This window comes from Halocella sp. SP3-1 (assembly GCF_003953885.1).
In the GTDB taxonomy this organism is placed as follows: domain Bacteria; phylum Bacillota; class Halanaerobiia; order Halanaerobiales; family DTU029; genus Iocasia; species Iocasia fonsfrigidae.
In genome coordinates, this window is sequence record NZ_CP032760.1 from 2,610,494 (window position 1) to 2,626,496 (window position 16,003).

Annotated in this window: 15 protein-coding genes; 14 read left to right on the plus strand and 1 reads right to left on the minus strand. The window is 32.6% G+C overall.

Annotated features, from left to right (window positions below; translation table 11 throughout):
• The first annotated feature begins 23 nt into the window (after window positions 1–23).
• Window positions 24–188 carry a hypothetical protein gene (locus tag D7D81_RS19580; RefSeq protein ID WP_164522249.1) on the plus strand — a complete coding sequence of 55 codons (165 nt, stop codon included), beginning with the start codon at window positions 24–26 and terminating at the stop codon, window positions 186–188.
• A gap of 31 nt (window positions 189–219) precedes the next feature.
• On the opposite strand, the gene D7D81_RS12515 is transcribed toward D7D81_RS19580, so the two are convergent.
• Window positions 220–621, minus strand: a complete 402-nt coding sequence (locus tag D7D81_RS12515; RefSeq protein ID WP_125990445.1) for a hypothetical protein — start codon at window positions 619–621, stop codon at window positions 220–222.
• A gap of 131 nt (window positions 622–752) precedes the next feature.
• Here D7D81_RS12515 and D7D81_RS12520 point away from each other — a divergent pair, with 131 nt between their 5' ends.
• From D7D81_RS12520 to queG, 13 genes are all read left to right on the plus strand, one after another.
• Complete coding sequence (locus D7D81_RS12520) at window positions 753–2,186, plus strand: TrkH family potassium uptake protein (protein WP_125990446.1); 1,434 nt, start codon at window positions 753–755, stop codon at window positions 2,184–2,186.
• Window positions 2,187–2,248: 62 nt separating this feature from the next.
• Window positions 2,249–2,551, plus strand: a complete 303-nt coding sequence (locus D7D81_RS12525; protein ID WP_286169666.1) for a hypothetical protein — start codon at window positions 2,249–2,251, stop codon at window positions 2,549–2,551.
• 31 nt (window positions 2,552–2,582) lie between these two features.
• Window positions 2,583–3,101, plus strand: a complete 519-nt coding sequence (locus tag D7D81_RS12530; RefSeq protein ID WP_230866695.1) for a CDP-alcohol phosphatidyltransferase family protein — start codon at window positions 2,583–2,585, stop codon at window positions 3,099–3,101.
• Between the two features lie 175 nt (window positions 3,102–3,276).
• Entirely contained in the window at window positions 3,277–4,533 is a 1,257-nt protein-coding gene (locus D7D81_RS12535; RefSeq protein WP_125990448.1) for a cytochrome P450 family protein, read from the plus strand.
• A gap of 65 nt (window positions 4,534–4,598) precedes the next feature.
• Window positions 4,599–5,888, plus strand: coding sequence for an amidohydrolase (locus D7D81_RS12540; protein ID WP_125990449.1), 1,290 nt, complete (start codon window positions 4,599–4,601; stop codon window positions 5,886–5,888).
• A 63-nt stretch (window positions 5,889–5,951) separates the two neighbouring features.
• Window positions 5,952–6,656, plus strand: a complete 705-nt coding sequence (locus D7D81_RS12545) for a JAB domain-containing protein (protein ID WP_125990450.1) — start codon at window positions 5,952–5,954, stop codon at window positions 6,654–6,656.
• 82 nt (window positions 6,657–6,738) lie between these two features.
• Window positions 6,739–7,419: a vWA domain-containing protein gene (locus D7D81_RS12550; RefSeq protein ID WP_125990451.1), complete on the plus strand. Its 681-nt coding sequence runs from the start codon at window positions 6,739–6,741 to the stop codon at window positions 7,417–7,419.
• 94 nt (window positions 7,420–7,513) lie between these two features.
• The gene (locus tag D7D81_RS12555) at window positions 7,514–10,282 is read left to right on the plus strand and encodes a UPF0182 family membrane protein (protein WP_125990452.1); all 2,769 of its coding nucleotides are present in this window, start codon (window positions 7,514–7,516) and stop codon (window positions 10,280–10,282) included.
• Window positions 10,283–10,326: 44 nt separating this feature from the next.
• Window positions 10,327–11,601 carry an EF-P 5-aminopentanol modification-associated protein YfmF gene (gene yfmF / locus D7D81_RS12560; RefSeq protein WP_125990453.1) on the plus strand — a complete coding sequence of 425 codons (1,275 nt, stop codon included), beginning with the start codon at window positions 10,327–10,329 and terminating at the stop codon, window positions 11,599–11,601.
• Window positions 11,601–12,875, plus strand: a complete 1,275-nt coding sequence (gene yfmH / locus D7D81_RS12565; protein WP_125990454.1) for an EF-P 5-aminopentanol modification-associated protein YfmH — start codon at window positions 11,601–11,603, stop codon at window positions 12,873–12,875. Before yfmF ends, yfmH begins: the two co-directional genes overlap by 1 nt.
• A 255-nt stretch (window positions 12,876–13,130) precedes the next feature.
• A complete protein-coding gene (locus D7D81_RS12570; protein WP_125990455.1) occupies window positions 13,131–14,642 on the plus strand; it encodes a sodium-dependent transporter in 1,512 nt (503 codons plus the stop codon).
• Window positions 14,643–14,662: 20 nt separating this feature from the next.
• Complete coding sequence (locus tag D7D81_RS12575) at window positions 14,663–14,773, plus strand: MetS family NSS transporter small subunit (RefSeq protein WP_125990456.1); 111 nt, start codon at window positions 14,663–14,665, stop codon at window positions 14,771–14,773.
• A 141-nt stretch (window positions 14,774–14,914) separates the two neighbouring features.
• Window positions 14,915–16,003 (plus strand): tRNA epoxyqueuosine(34) reductase QueG, encoded by a 1,089-nt coding sequence (queG, locus tag D7D81_RS12580; RefSeq protein WP_125990457.1) that lies wholly within the window; start codon window positions 14,915–14,917, stop codon window positions 16,001–16,003.

Here is a 16,003-nt window from a genome sequence, read left to right on the forward strand (position 1 = left end):
ATACTATTATTAAAAGGAGTGAGATGATGAAGATTCGTAAAAAGAAAACAGATAAAAAAGAAAAAAATAAAAAGGATGGGATGGGTATTGTTTCTGATAATCCTAATGACTTAAATCCTGACGATATAGAAATAGGTGATGATTTAACCAGTAATGAGTTAATAAAAAAGAAAGAGAAAAAGAGCTAAGTAATTAAGGCCCCATGTTTTGGGGCCTTAATTAGTTCCAATTTATCTGAAGAAGATTGTTATTACTAAGTAGTTTTAAAAAAAGATCATTATTATGTATCTCTTTTTGAAGGTCATTAAATTCCTCTGGACTTGCACTGGAATCAAGATTGATATCAATAGAAATTTTAGGCATATTGTCTTTTGAATTAAGACTGCTGTGTATACTTATATAAAGATTAGTAATAAGCAGACAATGTTTATTGGAATAATTCTTGATAATAAGGGTAATAATTCCCGATAGTGCAGTTAGGAGATATTCATAGGGGTGAGGATATCGTTTACAGGCTTCCACATTATAAGTAAGACTTGAATGAAGGTGTGGAAAATCAGGTATATTAATCATCATCTCCTGGCTTCCATTCCACTGGCTTTCTACAAGAATTTTTTTCATTGATACACACCCTTTCCATTTATAGGATTACCCATTTTTGTATAAATATATAAAAAAATATTTAACTTCTACTAATCAGGCTTTAACATATTTATATATTGAACAGGAAGGAAATGGGGTGCATGTGTATTATGAATATAAATTCTATCTTATATATTTTAGGTAGTCTTTTGATATTTGTAGCCTTATCAATGTTACTACCAATACTAGTAGGGTTTTATTATCATGAAGAAGATGCCTTTGTTTTTATTATTACCATGGGACTTGCTTTTATAAGTGGTAGTATTTTAAGGAAATTTAGATTTAATAAGAATGGTCTTAAATATAAAGATGGATTTGTTATAGTTACCCTGGGATGGCTTCTTGTCTCTATATATGGAGCAATTCCATTTTTCTTGTCCGGTATACTTAAAACCCCAATAGATGCCTTCTTTGAAAGTGTTTCAGGTTTTACAACAACTGGTTCATCAGTAATTATGTCTCTGGAAAGTTTAAGTCATACAATACTCTTTTGGAGGAGTTTAACACACTGGTTGGGGGGGATGGGTATTATAGTAATGACAATGGCAGTTTTACCGCAGCTAGCCGGAAATATGCATCTTTTCAGGGCAGAGGTACCAGGACCGTTAGATAACCGTATTAAACCAAGAATTCAGGAAACAGCCAAGACATTGTGGTTTATTTATATTCTATTAACTGCTTTAGAAATAATACTTCTTAAAGTTAATGGGCTCCCTCTTTTTGAAGCAGTAATATATTCTTTTGGAACTATTTCTTCAGGTGGTTTTTCCTCCCGTGCACTCAGTGTTCGCGCCTATAATAATATTGTTTTTGAATATATAATAATTTTATTTATGTTTTTAGCTGGGACCAATTTTAATCTCATATATAGCATTTTTAAGGGAAGGATTAATGAGATATATAATGATGAGGAGTTTAGGTTTTATCTGCTTCTCTTACTAAGTGCTATCACATTAATTACTTTTAACCTATTTTTTAATGTTTATGGAGATATAAGCACTTCAATAAGATATGCAGGATTTCAGGTTGTATCTATTGCCAGTACTACCGGATTTGCAACAGTAGACTATGATACCTGGCCACCTTTTAGCAGATGGATATTACTTATTTTGATGTTTATAGGTGGTAGTGCAGGTTCTACTGCTGGAGGAATAAAGGTAATAAGAATACAGGTCTTATTTAAAAAGGGACTACAGGAATTATACAGACTTTTACATCCCCGGGCTATAAAGAAAATTAAGGTTAATAAGCAGTCTGTTTCAGAGAGAATATCAACAAGTATCCTGGGTTTTTTCTTTATGTATATAACCGTTTTTGTCCTTGCTACAATTTCATTAAGCTATTTTGGGATAGATATCTTAAGTTCTATATCAGCTGTAGCAGCAACCTTGGGCAATATAGGACCTGGCTTAGAGCTGGTAGGTCCCCTTAATTCTTTTATGCCACTACCGCAATTTGCTAAACTTATTCTTTCCTGTTGTATGTTAATGGGTAGATTAGAGATATATACAATTCTTGTTTTTATTTTTATGGACTGGAGATAGCTTGAATTAGTAAAAAATTTGATATATAATTGTTTTAAATGTTAGGATAAGGGGGTATTTTTTTGAGTTTATTAGATTTTTTTAGAGATTTGTTTAAAAGTAATAATAAAAGAAATTTAATGTTTATATTTATCCAGGATAATAAATGTGGCCATAAAATTAAAATTCTTTTAAGGAAAAGTTATGATATTAGCCGTGTTTATAATGATAAGTCAGTTTGTTTTCGAGTAAATAAGGGTGTAATATGTAATAACTGTTACCACAAAATAAATCTGAGAATTGATTTTGATAAGAGATATAATATTGTTAATCAGGAAATAGATGGGGGAAAAGTTATTAGTGAAGAAGAATATAACAGTGAATAGACTAAAATTATGAAATGGGTGTGGTTTTATAATGGGTTTACCTAATTTATTGAGTCTACTTAGAATTCTCTTGATTCCAGTTTATCTATATTATTTTTTAGCCGGCAATTATATTACTGCTGCAATTATTTTTTCTTTTTCAGCATTAACAGATTTTCTCGATGGTTATTTTGCCAGGAAATATCAATTAACAAGTGATCTGGGCAGGATACTTGACCCAACTGCAGATAAGCTCAGTATAATCAGTATTTTAATTGCCCTGATTATTTCAGATATAATCCCACATTATATTCCGGTAATTCTTTTGATCAGGGAGTTGTTTATCTTTATAAGTTCAGGTATTACTTATTTGCTTGGCTATGATATGATTAACCCCAGTTTGCTTGGTAAAATCTCCATTTTTTTATTATATCTGGCCATTGCCTTAAGATTATTAAATGTAAAATTTATTGGTTTATTTCTTTTTTATGTAGTCATTCCTTTAAATATAGTTTCTGGATTGGATTACATAAAAACAACTCTGAACAAACTTTCTTCCAATGTAAATTAATAAAATACATAATAAAACATAATCACCAGACAGCTGATAAAGGCTGTCTTTATTTGTTTATTCTTGAAAGAAAAAAAATTGACCTCCTGACAAAGTAAGACATTATCTACAAAGGAATAATATGGCTATTATAGAATTGTTTATATTAGAAGTCAAAAGAAGGAGGTATTTTATAATGTTATTAAATACGGAATGCTGGATTAATCTTTTGAGAATATTAAAGGATTTTGGCTATGAATTAAATGGTTCTACTAATAACCTGGAAAACCAGAAATTTCTATGGGAAATAATTATTAATATAAAAGAAAATATGCAGGATGAACTAGAACAATCAATCAGGGTAAATATGCAGTTATGTTATCTCCTGGAGGAGAGTGAGCAGATCAAGGATATAAATGCCCCTTTATTTCGTCTTAATCATATCCTGGAACAGGATTTCTATAGATTTGATAATGACCCTTATAAAGGTTTAAAAAATTTTCATAAATTAATCATCTCAAGTTATGGTAATATAAATAATTTTCTTAGTGAACTAAAAATTGTTAAAGAAAATTTGTCTTTTGTTAGAAAAAGGATTGACCAGGAATTAATAGAAAAATATAATTATTTAAAAGAAATTTCTCTGCCTTTACGTGGTTATGAAAAAATGAGAATGGCTTTACTTACAATACTAAAAAAATTTACTGAGCTTCATATTATTGTCTCTAACCCTCAGGCCCAGGAAAAACTCAGGGAAGAGATAAATGAATTTATCAACTGTTACAAGGTCCAATATACAAAGGAACATGAATATTATCATCAAAAATTAAGTGATTTTTATGGTAATTTATATTCACTTCCAGAATATAATGCCCTTGATAATCTTTCTAGTATAAGGATTATTAAGGTCGCTTACAATATGAAACCTATTAAAAAATATATTGAAACCTTTTTCCCGGACCAATGTGAGGTAATTAACTTAAATGAAATATTGGAAAAAAAAGTAAAATGTAATTGTGGGTTTAATCTCGGAGAAAGGATTACTATTCCCTCCTTAAAGAAGATTAAACCTATGTTGAGAAAAGGTATCAAGGAATATCTCTCACAATTACAGAATAAACGGTTTAAAGGTTTATTTGAAAACTATTTAACATATAATAATAATTCATTTTTAATTGAACTATTAGAGATAAACCCTGCAAATTTAAACGGCTCAATTAATAAAATAAATAAAGAATTAATTAAAGAGATAAATGAAGCCTTGAGTAGTACTTACCCCTTAAAGGTATCCCTGGAAGAGATTGCTTCTTATCTTGATGCTAGTTATCCTGTAAATCAGCTTGATTTATTAAGAGAAGACCTGGAAAAAGGCCTGAAAATCATTATAAAGAATAAAATGGGTGGAATGGAAAACATTATTATGGATGATATAATTATTAATTTAATAAAATAGCAGGAATTCTTGCTCTTTCTGTAGAATTATTTCTTAAAAGATAGAATAAAAGGTGTTGACTGTAAATGGAAATTTTAATTAAAAATATTGATGTGATTTATTCTGCTAATCAAGAGATGATCAATAACGGCTATATAATAATTAAAGATAAGTTAATTACAGAAGTTGGTTCTGGCTATCATGAGGATCAGGAACACAATAAATATGACCAGGTTATTGATGGTAGAGGGAAAATTGCTCTGCCTGGATTAGTAAACTGTCATACACATGCCGGTATGACGTTATTACGTGGATATGCAGATGACCTCCCGTTAAATAAATGGTTAAATGATAAGATTTGGCCTTATGAAGCAGGTTTAAATTCTGATGATATTTATTGGGGAACAATGCTAGCAATTATTGAAATGATCAGGACAGGGACAACCCTCTTTGCTGACATGTATTTTTCAATGGATTTGGTAGCAAAGGCTGTCCAGGAATCAGGCATTAGAGCCGTACTTTCAAGCGGACTGATTGAAGCAAATGACGGCAGGAAAGGTCTAATAGAATCACTTGAATTTAGCCGAAAGTGGATGGGGGGAGCAAATGGCAGAATAACAACGATGTTAGGACCACATGCACCCTATACATGTTCAGAGGGATATCTGAGAGAGATTATTGATTTGTCTAATGAACATAACCTGCCGGTTAATATTCACCTGGCAGAAACAAAGGGGGAATATGCCGAGATAGAAAAAGAATATGGGCTATCACCTGTCAAATATTTAAACAATATTGGCTTATTCAGTAGACCAGTAGTAGCTGCTCATTGTGTTTATCTTGATGATGAAGATATTGATATAATGGCTTCAAATCAGGTTGGTGTTGTCTATAATCCGGCCAGTAATATGAAACTGGGTAGTGGAATTGCCCCTATCTGTAAAATAATTGACAGAGATATTAAAGTAGGTATTGGTTCTGATGGTGTCTCAAGTAATAATAACCTTGATCTGATCGAAGAGGCTCGACTAGGTTCATATCTACAGAAGGTTGATAAACTTAATCCTACTGTAATGGATGTTCATTCTTTATTGAAAATGTTAACGCTTTCGGGGTCAAGGGTCTTACAATTAGGAGATAATTTAGGAATTATTGCTCAGGGAAATTTAGCAGATATAATCTTAGTAAATATATCTAATAACAGTTTTTATTATCCCCATCATAATAATTTATCTAATCTCTTTTACGCTGGCAGTGGTCGTGATGTCGATACAGTTATTATTAATGGTAAAATAGTTATGAATAAGAAGAATATATTAACAATTGACGTTGAAAAGATATATTATGAAGTAGAAAGAATTATTAAAGAAAAATGAATTAAACTTTCTGTTCTTAAATATAATGTATTATAATAGTACCCCGGAAAGGAGAGGGAAACAATGTTAAATATATATTGCTGGAAATGCGGAAGCAAGATTAATGAAGATAATATACTAGGCTTAGGGCATTTCGATCAGAATTTAGGCAAATATAAAGGAAAGGGATTTGTTGCCTTTAACTGCCCTGATTGTAAAAAAACCCGCTATCAGGTTATTGATTCTATTTCAATTCAAAATCAAATTAAAAATAGTATAAATGAATCCTCTTCAGATTTTATTAATATAGATCAGGTTATTGATTTCTACGGTCAATTGCAGGAGATTAGCACAATAAATGCTTTTCTGGAGAAATGTGAAAGTTCTCAAAAGACCATTAGTACCGAGATTAAAAAACCGATTTTACAACCTCTTGATGTCTATAATCTCTTTTATGAATTGAATTCTGCCAATATGAAAAGACTGATGATCTTAACTATGAATAAAGATAATTATTTGATATCCTGGGAATTACTGGGTGAGGGTTTAAGTAAACCTATCAGTTTTGATCCCAAGATAATTTTTCATACTCCATTCCTTTTAAATGATCAGGTATCAGTTATTATTGCCCAGAATACCAATAAACACTTTACTCAACCTACTCAAAAAGATATTTTACTTACCAAGCGGCTTTTAAAGGCAGGTAAAATACTGGGGGTAGAGTTCCTTGACCATATAATTATAGAAGAAAACGGCTATCATAGTTTTGATCAATTAAATTATATCTAAAAAAAAACAGGCTTACCATATTGGTAGGTCTGTTCTTATTTTCACCCTTTTTTAATATAATTTTTATTAAGGAGGGGTAGTTGTGAATGATAAGTCGATCAAAATATTAGTATTATGTCTGTTAATATTTGGTTTGTTTCTTGGGGCATATGAAAGTGTCTGGCGTCAGGGGGCAAAGAAGGTTACCAGTAATGAACTTAGTCTTAACAGGGAATCCAATGAGGTTTATCTTGAAATTATCTGGGATGCCTCAGGAAGTATGTGGGGACGGGACTATGGGATTGAGAAAATTATTAAATCTAAAGAAGTTTTAAAAACTTTTGCTGCTGAAATTGATCATGATATTAATCTAGGATTAAGGATTTTTGGTGCAAGAAGGGTGGGTGACCTTGAAGATTCATTCTTAGCCTTACCATTTAATCAAAATAATACAGAAGCAGTAATAAACTTTATAGCAAATGTGAAGCCACTGGGCAAATCACCTATTGCCTATTCACTAAAAAAAGCGGCAGAGGATTTAACTGCTGTTAATGGACAAAAATACATTATGCTGGTAAGTGATGGAATAGATAATGGTGCTATTCCTCCAAAAGAAGTTGTAAAAGAACTAAAAGATAATAATATTATGTTACATGTAGTACATATTGGAGAACTGGAAAATGATAAGATAAAAACCAGATTAAAGGAAATGGTTTCTTTGACTGGAGGCAACTATTATACCTATCATAATCACAGGGAAGTAATTCCAACTTTTAAACAATAAGGCCGTCAGGCCCTTTTTTTTTAGTAAAAAAGAGGATATTTCTTAATTTTAGGGAATAATATATATGATTAAAAAACATGGAGAGTGATAAAAAATGAGTAAAACCTTTAAAGTTTTATTAACGATAATTATTTTAGCATTATTTGCCTTAATGATACTTATTTTTTCTGGAAGTCAATTTTATACTGAATGGTTATGGTTTAAAAACCTTAATTATCAGCGGACCTTTATTACCATGTTTTTCACTAATTTCTGGTTGCGAATAATAGTAGGACTTTTATTTACTATCTTTCTTTATATAAACCTATCTTTTACTAAAAAACTACTGCTAGAGTATTTAAGTGTTAAAGGGGATGATAACGTAGAATCCCTTTTCCGTGGCAGCAACAATGATTTTATAGCTTGGTTAAATAAAAAACGCTTGAATTATTTATTTTTACTCAGCAGTATAATTCTCGGATTTTTATTCAGTTCTATCAATCAGGAGCTTTGGAAAATTGTTTTAAAATATTTTAATCAAACAAAGTTTGGGATAGTCGATCCAATTTTTTCACAGGATATCAGTTTTTATGTTTTTTCACTCCCTTTTTATAATTTTTTAAAGGACATGGGGATGGTCTTAACAGTCTTAACTCTGATTACGATTGCTATAATTTATACACTGTCTGCAGGTATTAATTCATTTAAAGATGTAAAATTTAAATTAAGCAGCAGGGCCAAAACCCATATCACAGTATTAATTACCTTGTTTTTATTTTTGAAAGCCCTTAGCTATCGGCTGCGTATGTATGATCTGCTATATTCTGCAAGAGGAGTTGTTTTTGGTGCTGGCTATACTGATGTAAATGCCAATATGCTTGGTTTAAGGGTATTAACCATTATTGCCTTTTTAACTGCAATTATCCTCTTAATCAATCTATTCAAAAAAAATTACCGGGTATTACTCTGGAGTCTAGGTCTGTGGTTAATAGCTTCGATTATTTTTGGTTCCCTCTACCCTTCTTTTATTCAACGATTTCAGGTAGAGCCAAATGAGATAGATAGGGAAAGAAAATATATTAGTTATAATATTGATATGACACTCAAGGCTTACGGTCTTAATGATATTAAAGAAGAGGAATTTAGACTTACTGATAATCTAACAAATGAAATACTGGCAGATAATGAAGAAACAGTAAATAATATTCGTCTGTTGGATCCACGGCCTTTACTGTCAACCTATAATCAATTACAGGGATTAAGACAATACTATACATTTCCTAATATAGATATAGATAGATATATGGTTGATGGTGAGTACAGACAGGTAATGTTAGCTGCCAGGGAACTGGACCAGAATAGGTTAGCAAGTCAGGCCAGGACTTGGATAAATCAAAAATTAAAATACACCCATGGTTATGGAGTTACCATGAGTCCAGTAAATACAGTCACTAGTGATGGACTACCAACGTTTTTGATCAAAGATATTCCCCCTAAAACATTTAGTGATATAGAGGTGGATAACCCTGCTATTTATTATGGTGAAAAAACCAATTCTGATTACATAATAGCTAATACAAAAGAAGGCGAATTTGATTACCCCCTTGGTTCTGAAAATGCCTATACAGATTATGATGGAACTGGTGGTGTACAATTAAATAATTATTTTAAAAAGGTTTTGTATGCGATTCGTTATAGTAATATAAAATTATTATTAAATCAAGATATTACTCCAGAGAGCCGTATAATGTACTACCGTAACATTAAAACCAGGGTAAGAAAAACTGCTCCATTTTTAAGCTATGATGCTGATCCATATCTTGTTGTAAGTGAGGGTAGATTATTTTGGATCCAGGATGCCTATACTACAACTGATAGATTCCCTTATTCACAAACAAGTCGGATTGGTAACTATATTAGAAACTCTATCAAGGTTGTTATTGATACCTATAATGGTTCTATGAAATTCTATCTTATTGATGAAGATGACCCCCTGGCAGTGACCTATCAGAAGATTTTCCCCGATTTATTTGTTTCCGGAGAACAGATGCCAGATGATATCAGAGCCCATTTAAGATATCCCCAGGATTTATTCTTAATCCAAACAGAATTATATAGTACCTATCATATGAAAAACCCTACTGTCTTTTATAACAAGGAAGACAGGTGGAATATACCTACAGAAAAATATGCTGGAAACAGTATTCAGATGGAACCCTATTATAATATTGTGAAATTGCCTGATAATGAAAATAGCGAATTTGTCTTGATGCTTCCCTTTACCCCAATAAATAAAAATAATATGGTAGCCTGGATAGCAGCCCGTTCAGATGGAGATAAGTATGGTGAATTACTGGTTTATAGTTTTCCTAAAGATAAACTGGTTTATGGTCCTATGCAGGTTGAATCACGAATTGACCAGAATGCCGATATATCTCAACTACTGAGCTTATGGGGACAGCGCGGCTCAAGGGTAATCAGGGGTAATCTCCTGGTAATACCTATCGGTGAAGCCATACTATATGTTGAACCAGTTTATTTGCAAGCCGAAACCAGTGAATTACCTGAACTAAAAAGGGTGGTTGTGGCCTATAAAGATAGGGTAGTTATGAGGGAAACATTCAGGCAGGCACTTAATGTGATATTTGGTGTTGAAGAGATTGAAGATGAAAAAGAGGAAATAGAAGGTCAAAGACCAGGTATGGTTGAAATAATATCCAGTGATATACAGGAACTAAGTAGCAGGGCACTGGAGGTATATCAAGAGGCCCAACAGAGTCTTAAAGAAGGCAACTGGGCAGATTATGGTGAGCAAATAGAAAGACTTAGTGAATTACTGGAGCGCTTAAATGAGATTAGTAATCTGACAGATGAAAACATGTAACTATAGTAATTTTTAGACTAATAATCAAGGAAAGAAGGTGGGTTATGAATAAGACAAATGCATTTAATCACTATAAATTAAATAATAGTTGTGATTTACATATCTTTAACAGCAATAAATTTAAGACTAATCTAATCCAGATGGTTATTATCGAAAAACTAGCTGCTGAAACAGTAAGTGCTAATGCCCTGTTACCCTATGTTTTCTACAGAGGTTCAAACAAGTACCCTACTACACGGGAGTTTAAAATTAGGTTAAATGAATTATATGGTGCTGAACTGAGTATTTCTGTCTTAAAGAGGGGAGAAAATCAATTGCTGATTTTCTCCCTGGAACTCCCCAATGAGAATTTTTTGCCTGAGCAAACACCATTATTTCGGGAAGGACTTAAACTTCTCTATGAACTGGTTTTAAATCCAGCTATGAAAGAGGAGTATATTGAACAGGAAAAGGATAATCTACAAAGAAAGATAGGTGCTTTGATTAATGATAAATATAGTTATGCTGTAGAACGATGTTATCAGGAGATGTGTGCTAATGAAACCTATGGCTTGTATAAATTAGGGAAAAAGAAAGATCTGGAAGTCATTACCAAAGAGCAATTACTTAAGCGTTACAACTCAATAATTAATAATAGTGTAATCCTCTTTTTTGTAGTAGGTGATGTAGAGGATAACAGGGTTCTTAGTGATATAAATACTGTATTTGATTTTAAACATAAACAATCTAAAGGGATTAATAAAACTGAGCTAATCAGTCAGGTAAGTGATGTAAAAGAGATCAAAGATAAAATGAAGGTAAAACAGGGTAAGTTAATTATGGGTTTTAGAACCGGAATTACCAGAGGAAGTAAGTCTTATTATCCACTTATTGTTTATAATGGAATTCTCGGAGCCTTCCCACATTCCAAGCTTTTTCAAAATGTAAGGGAAAGGTCCAGTCTGGCCTATTTTGCTAATTCTGGTCTTGAAACAACCAAGGGATTATTGTTAATAAGTTCAGGAATAGATTTTAATGTTTATCAAAAGGCCAGAGAAATCATTCTACAGCAGGTAGAGGAGATAAAAAAAGGTAATTTTACTGTTCAGGAATTGGACTGGGCTAAAATGTCCTTACAGAACCGTTTTAAAAATATAGCAGATAGAATAGATGGACTTGCAGGTCATTATTTACTGGGTTTAATTAATAATAACCCTGAATCAATTGATAAGTCCCTTGATTCAATCTCAGCAGTCAAACGGGAAGATGTAATTAATATAGCGAAACAGATCAAACTAGATACAATCTATTTCCTTGACAGACAGGAAGGTGAACGGTAGTGAATAAATTGGAGAATAAAATAATTAATGAATGTCTTTACCATGAAGTACTGGATAATGGTCTTAATGTATATCTAATGCCCAGGAAAAATTTCAATAAACAGTATGCTATTTTTGCCTGTGATTATGGTGCCAATGACACTACCCTGCTGTTGGAAGATAAAGGGGAAATGAAGTTGCCTGATGGTATAGCTCATTTTTTAGAACATAAATTATTTGAAAATGAAGATGGGGATAGTTTTGCCAAATTTGCCAGTACTGGTGCCTCAGCCAATGCCTATACAAATTATACAACTACTGCCTATCTCTTTAGTTCTACTGATAATTTCGCAACCTCACTACTCAATCTCCTTGATTTTGTTCAAAAACCCTATTTTACTGATGAGAATGTTGAAAAAGAAAAGGGTATTATTGCTCAGGAGATATTAATGTATGAGGATGACCCGGAATATCAGGTTTATTTAAATCTCCTACAGGGCTTGTATAATAATCACCCCCTTAGAAAGAATATTGCAGGTAGTATTGAAAGTATTAATAAGATTGATAAGGACAGACTTTATCTTTGTTATAACAGTTTTTATAGACCAGAGAACATGGTGCTTTTTCTTCTGGGGGATTTTGATCTTAATAAAACACTTAAATTAATAGTGGATAATCAGTCAGAGAAAATTATTGGAGAAATAAAGAGGGTTAAAAAGGTTTTTCCTGTTGAAAATGCCAGCATTAATCAAGAAATAATTAAAAAGGAAATGGATGTATCAGAACCCCTCTTTAATCTTGGTTTTAAAGAAGTAAAAATTCCTGATAACGGCTATGAATTAGTTAAACAGGAATTAGCGGTTAATATTTTAATTGACCTGTTAATTGGTAAAGGAACAAAGTTGTATCAATCCCTTTATAATGAGGGTTTAGTAGATAATCATTTTCACCAATACTATGTTTTAGAAAAAGGTTATGGTTATGCCTTAATGGGCGGTAAAAGCAAAGACCCGGATAAATTATACCAGCGAATAATTAAAGATTTACCAGATAGTTTAAATAAAATTACTATCAAGGACTATCAGACTATTTATAAAAAGAACCTGGGTAATTATATAAAGAGTTTTAATTCCTTTGCCAGGACAGCTTCAGAGTTTATTAATTATATATTTAAAGGTATTAACTATTTAGACTTATTAGATATTATTAATGATATTGAATTAGATTATGTAATTGGGTTTTATGATAGCCTTTTCAGGGAAGAAAAGGCTGTTAGATCAATTGTTGAACATTAATATACCTAGGCTTTGTTCTCATAACTTGCAATAGATTTGAAAAATATATATAATAATATATAATATCACTACCCTGAGCCAAGTAAGCTCAGCCAATATTTGAGGAAATAAGGTTCTTCTTCGAATATTTTAATTTATTAAATCAGCTGGGAAATTCCATAGTAAATTGGGGGTGATTAAGCGAGTAGTCAGTAGGTACAGGCTTTTATAGTATTTTTGTAATGTGTATAATTTTTAAGGAGGGAGAAATCGAGCATGAAAAGAGATCGTTGGGGGAATAGGGCGGCATTTATTCTTGCTGCTGTTGGTTCTGCTGCTGGGTTAGGTAATGCATGGCGTTTTCCGTATATTGTTTATAAATATGGTGGAGGGGCTTTTTTAATCCCATACTTTGTTGCCTTACTGACTGCAGGTATTCCACTGCTTATTATGGAGTTTTCATTGGGTCAAAAATACCAACTGGGAGCCCCGGAAGCACTGGGTAAAATACGGAAGAAATTTTCGATTATCGGCTGGTGGACAACATTAACTGCCTTTTTTATTGTAATTTATTATGCTGGTGTTATGGCCTGGATCTGGGATTATATCTGGGGTTCATTTACTGTTGCCTGGGGTAATGATGCCGGGGGGTATTTCTATAATAATGTACTCCAACTTAGTTCAGGCCCTGGTGAACTGGGTGGTTTTAGTATACCGGTCCTGATCGGTGTTATAATTACCTGGATTGCTATTTATTTAATCTTAAGGAAAGGTACTGAAAGTGTAGGTAAGGTTGTCTGGGTTACAGTAACTCTGCCGATTGCCTTATTAATAATTCTAATGTTAAGGGCTGTAACACTTCCTGGTGCTGTACAGGGTTTGAATTATTACTTACAACCTGATTTTAGTAAACTTCTGGACCCACAGGTGTGGATTGCTGCTTACTCACAGATATTCTTTACCCTCAGTATAGGTATGGGAATTATGATAGCCTATTCCAGTTATATGCCTAAAGATTCGGATATTGTTAATAATGCCTTAATAACAGTATTCGCCAATTCTGGGGTGAGTTTTCTAGCTGGTTTTGGTATTTTTGGAACACTTGGTTATATGGCACAGACCCAGGGTGTTCCTATCTCTGAAGTTGCAGCCAGTGGAGTCGGTCTGGCTTTTGTTGTTTATCCTAATGCAATAAATATGTTACCAGGGGGGCCAATTGTTGCTACCATCTTTGGTCTGATCTTTTTCTTAACATTATTAACCCTGGGAATTGATTCAGCCTTTTCACTGGTAGAAGCAAATGTTACTGCCTTTACCGATAAGCTCCAGTTAAATAAAAGAAAAATTACTCTCTGGACAATAATAGTAATGGGCCTATTTAGCCTGATTTTTGCAAGTAAGGCTGGTTTGTACTGGCTTGATATAGTGGACTATTATATGAATAACTATGCCTTATTATTAGGGGGATTATTGGAATGTATAGCTATCGGCTGGTTCTTTAGTCCCACAAAACTTCGTGATTACTTCAATCCTATTTCTGAATATCAAGTTGGTCCATGGTGGGATTTTATGGTAAAAATACTTACACCTGCTGTCCTTCTTTACCTGGTAGCAAGTAAATTCTATGTAAACACCTTTGGCAAAGAACCATATGGAGGATATGATAATATCTATCAATGGTTAGGTGGCTGGGGTTTATTAATTGTTATGCTAATAATTTCTGTTGTCTTTGCTAATATAAGAAGTAGGGAAATAGATAGTCTTAATGCAGAAACCAGTAATTATTAATTGAGGAGGGATAAGATAGTATGACACCATCTGCAATAATTATGTTGATTTTTGGTGTTGTTGTTCTTTATGGTGGTCTTTATATTACTGTTAATAAGGCAGTAAAGTCTTCTAAGGATAAAGATAAATAGATAAAATATTTAAAAGCCCAGGCTTCAAGGTCTGGGCTTAGTGTATTAGAAGATACCATCAGAGAAATATTATTAGAGGGGTTTACAGGTTTACTTTGATGTTTTTAATTGTGGATTTTAGCAGGGGAGAGGGTTGATATTATGCCAAATCTAGCAAAGATAATTAAAAAAAAGGCAATTAATATTGGCTTTGACCTTGTTGGTATAACCTCTGCAGAACCCTTTGAGGATACTGCTAAAAGATTAAATAATAGAAAATTATCCAGTTTTATTAAGAATGACATTGAATTACTGACTAAACCTAGATTACACTTGCCTTCAGCCAGGTCTATAATTGCTGTTGCCTTATCATATGCCAGTTCACAAAAATATAATGGTGATTGTTATATTTCAATCTATGCCAGGGGCAGGGACTACCATCATGTTATGAAAAACAAATTAGAAAAACTAATGGGTTTTATCAGGGAAATTGTTCCAGGAGTAGATATGCTAGCATATAGTGACACAGGACCACTACTGGATAGAATGATTGCCAGCAGAGCTGGACTAGGTTGGATCGGTAAAAATAACAATTTAATTAACCCTGTTTATGGTTCATATTTATTTTTAGGTGAAATATTAACTAATCTTGAGTTGGAGCATAATCAACCCCTAAATAATCAATGCTGTGATTGTAATCTATGTATAAAAAATTGTCCTTCATCTGCTTTAATGGAAGCATATCACCTTAAGGCTGATAGATGTATAAGTTATTTAACACAGAAGAAGGGTATTATTCCCGAAGAAGAAAGGGAAGTAATTAATAATCACCTCTGGGGATGTGATAATTGTCAGGATTTTTGTCCTTATAATAAAAATGTTCCTACTGACCTTCATGAAGAATTTACCCCATTATTAAAGGCGGAGCTTTCAGAGATTTTAAGAATAGATAATTTAGCTGAAAGAGACTTGTGGACTAATTCTGCCCTATACTGGCGGGGACCAAGAATACTTAAAAGAAACGCAATTATTAATATAGCTAATAATGGTGACAGATGTTATCTCTCAGATTTAATCCAAAAAATAGATGACCCTTCACCAATAATCAGGTTCTATACTGCCTGGGCAGTGGGCAAAATTGCCAGCAAAGAATATATTAAAACTCTGAATAACAGGCTTTTAGAAGAAAAAGATAAGGATGTTAGAAATGAATTAAAAAAAGCAATTAATAGGATAAAGAGGAGGATTTAG

What these genes read in the sequence shown, in the direction of transcription:
- D7D81_RS19580 (WP_164522249.1), top strand. Translation starts at nt 24, where the DNA reads ATGATGAAGATTCGTAAAAAGAAAACAGATAAAAAAGAAAAAAATAAA.
- D7D81_RS12515 (WP_125990445.1), bottom strand. Translation starts at nt 621, where the DNA reads ATGAAAAAAATTCTTGTAGAAAGCCAGTGGAATGGAAGCCAGGAGATG.
- D7D81_RS12520 (WP_125990446.1), top strand. Translation starts at nt 753, where the DNA reads ATGAATATAAATTCTATCTTATATATTTTAGGTAGTCTTTTGATATTT.
- D7D81_RS12530 (WP_230866695.1), top strand. Translation starts at nt 2,583, where the DNA reads ATGGGTTTACCTAATTTATTGAGTCTACTTAGAATTCTCTTGATTCCA.
- D7D81_RS12535 (WP_125990448.1), top strand. Translation starts at nt 3,277, where the DNA reads ATGTTATTAAATACGGAATGCTGGATTAATCTTTTGAGAATATTAAAG.
- D7D81_RS12540 (WP_125990449.1), top strand. Translation starts at nt 4,599, where the DNA reads ATGGAAATTTTAATTAAAAATATTGATGTGATTTATTCTGCTAATCAA.
- D7D81_RS12545 (WP_125990450.1), top strand. Translation starts at nt 5,952, where the DNA reads ATGTTAAATATATATTGCTGGAAATGCGGAAGCAAGATTAATGAAGAT.
- D7D81_RS12555 (WP_125990452.1), top strand. Translation starts at nt 7,514, where the DNA reads ATGAGTAAAACCTTTAAAGTTTTATTAACGATAATTATTTTAGCATTA.
- yfmF (WP_125990453.1), top strand. Translation starts at nt 10,327, where the DNA reads ATGAATAAGACAAATGCATTTAATCACTATAAATTAAATAATAGTTGT.
- D7D81_RS12570 (WP_125990455.1), top strand. Translation starts at nt 13,131, where the DNA reads ATGAAAAGAGATCGTTGGGGGAATAGGGCGGCATTTATTCTTGCTGCT.
- D7D81_RS12575 (WP_125990456.1), top strand. Translation starts at nt 14,663, where the DNA reads ATGACACCATCTGCAATAATTATGTTGATTTTTGGTGTTGTTGTTCTT.
- queG (WP_125990457.1), top strand. Translation starts at nt 14,915, where the DNA reads ATGCCAAATCTAGCAAAGATAATTAAAAAAAAGGCAATTAATATTGGC.